This window comes from Muricoccus vinaceus, from assembly GCF_042433125.1.
Taxonomy (GTDB): Bacteria; Pseudomonadota; Alphaproteobacteria; order Acetobacterales; family Acetobacteraceae; genus Roseomonas; species Roseomonas vinacea.
The window spans coordinates 1-2,323 of record NZ_JBHLVZ010000147.1; the positions used below are offsets into that span (position 1 = coordinate 1).

3 protein-coding genes are annotated in these 2,323 nt (G+C 70.2%); all 3 read left to right on the forward strand.

Annotation, left to right across the window (positions count from 1 at the left end):
- The first annotated feature begins 27 nt into the window (after positions 1-27).
- On the forward strand, positions 28-396 hold the full coding sequence (gene tnpA, locus ACFFIC_RS30035; protein WP_377057288.1) for an IS66-like element accessory protein TnpA: 369 nt from the start codon (positions 28-30) through the stop codon (positions 394-396).
- Positions 393-740, forward strand: coding sequence for an IS66 family insertion sequence element accessory protein TnpB (gene tnpB / locus ACFFIC_RS30040; RefSeq protein ID WP_377057289.1), 348 nt, complete (start codon positions 393-395; stop codon positions 738-740). The genes tnpA and tnpB overlap by 4 nt, the downstream gene beginning before the upstream one ends.
- Positions 741-801: 61 nt before the next feature.
- Positions 802-2,323: IS66 family transposase (tnpC, locus tag ACFFIC_RS30045; protein ID WP_377057290.1), on the forward strand; the 1,522-nt coding region annotated here is incomplete at its 3' end.

Consider the following 2,323-nt stretch of genomic DNA (forward strand, 5'->3'; position numbering starts at 1 on the left):
TAAGGGCGACGCAAAGGACGGGGCGGGATGGAGATCATCACCGGGGTTGAGCGGCGGCGTCGCTGGCGTGCCGAGGACAAGTTGCGCGTACTGGCCGAGGCGGCAGAGCCTGGAGCGCGGACGTCCGAGGTGGCGCGGCGACACGACATCAGCCGTGGGCTGCTGTGGTACTGGCGGCGTCAGTTGCGCCAGGGACGGCTGGCGGTGCGTGGCGCGCCGGAGCCGATGTTTCTTCCGGTACAGGTGAGTGGCCCGGTGCTGCCCGAGCCTGTGGCGCCCGGGATGGCGACGAACCCACAGATCGAGATCGCGCTGCCGGATGGCACCTGTGTGCGGGTGGGGACTGACGTGGACGCGGCGGCGCTGCGGCGCGTGCTGGGGGTGCTGCGGCGGTGATCCCGGTTCCCGCTGGTGTTCGGGTCTGGCTTGCCGTTGGTCACACCGATATGCGCCGTGGCATGAACGGGCTGGCGCTGCAGGTGCAGGAGGCGCTCGGGCGCGACCCGCATGCTGGGGATCTCTACGTTTTTCGCGGCAAGCGCGGCGACCTGCTCAAAATCGTCTGGCACGATGGGCTCGGCATGTCGCTCTATGCCAAGAGATTGGAGCGGGGACGCTTCCTGTGGCCCGCGCCCGCCAATGGCGCGGTCGCCATCTCCTTCTCTCAGCTGGCCTACATGTTGGACGGGATCGACTGGAGGAACCCGCAACACACTTATAGGCCGCAGGTCGCGGGCTGATCCTGCTACGACGAGGGTGATTGTGCTGGCGGCGCGTTCCGGCGTCTGATTCACTCCTCCCATGACGGCCGCGCCGGACCCTGCCGACGACGTCGAGGCACTCCGCGCGGCGCTGGCGGCGGAGCGGGAGGCGCGCATCGCCGCCGAGGCGATGATCGCGCACCTCAAGCTGGTCATCGCCAAGCTGCGGCACGACAAGTTCGGCGCCTCCTCCGAGCGCGGCCGCAAGCTCATCGACCAGATGGAGCTGGAACTCGGCGACCTCGTCGCGACGGTCGCCGAGGATGCGACCCGGGCAGAGGGCCAGGGTCGGGAGGGGCCCGGGGCACCACCACCCCGCAAGCCCGTCCGGGGTCCTCTGCCCGCCCACCTGCCGCGCGAGCGGGTGGTGATACCGTCACCCTCCGCCTGCCCCTGCTGCGGCGGCAAGCTGTCCAAACTTGGCGAGGACATCACCGAGACCTTGGAGGTGGTGCCTCGGTCCTGGAAGGTGGTCCAGACCGTGCGGGAGCGTCTCTCGTGCCGCTCCTGTGAGACCATCACCCAGCCGCCCGCGCCGTTCCACCCCATCTCGCGCGGCAGGGCAGGGCCGAACCTGCTGGCCATGATCCTGGAGGCCAAGTACGGCCAGCACCTGCCGCTCAACCGGCAGAGTGAGACCTTTGCCCAGGAGGGGGTGGAGCTGAGCGTCTCCACCCTGGCCGACTGGGTCGGCACCGCGGCCGCGGTCCTCTCGCCCATCCACGCCCTTATCCGGGCCCATGTCCTGGCCGCCGAGCGCCTGCACGGGGACGACACCACCGTGCCCCTGCTCGCCCGCGGCAAGACGGTGACGGCCCGGCTCTGGACCTATGTGCGGGACGACCGGCCCTTTGCCGGGCCAGCCCCACCCGCCGCCCTGTTCCAGTTCTCCCGCGACCGCACGGCCGAGCACCCGAGGCGCCACCTGGCCTCCTACACGGGCATCCTGCAGGCAGACGCCTATGCCGGGTTCGGCGAGCTCTACCGGCCCGACCGCGAGCCAGGGCCGATTACCGAGGCCGCCTGTTGGGCACACTTCCGCAGGCAGGCGTTCGAGCTCGCTGAGATCGCCCGCGCGCCACTCGCCGCCGAGGCGGTGCGGCGCATCGACCGCGTGTTCGACGCCGAGCGCGAGGTGAACGGTCGATCGGCAGCCGACCGCCTGCAGAACCGTCAGACCGTCGTGGCCCCCCTGGTCGCCGACCTCCACGCCTGGATGCTCGAAACCAGGGGCAGGATGTCGCGCCACAACGATCTCGCCAAGGCGCTGGACTACGCTCTCAAACGATGGAAGGCGTTCACCGGGTTCCTGGCCGATGGCCGGGTTTGCTTGACCAATAACGCCGCGGAACGCGCCCTCCGTGGCGTCGCCCTCGGCCGCAAGGCCTGGCTGTTCGCGGGCAGTGACCGCGGCGGCGAGCGGGCGGCCGTGATGATCTCGCTCATCACCACGGCGAAGCTGAACGACGTCGACCCGCGTGCCTGGCTCGCCGACGTCCTCGCCCGCATCGCCAATCATCCCGCCTCCAGGCTCGACGACCTCCTGCCCTGGAACTGGAAGC

What these genes read in the sequence shown, in the direction of transcription:
- tnpA (WP_377057288.1), top strand. Translation starts at nt 28, where the DNA reads ATGGAGATCATCACCGGGGTTGAGCGGCGGCGTCGCTGGCGTGCCGAG.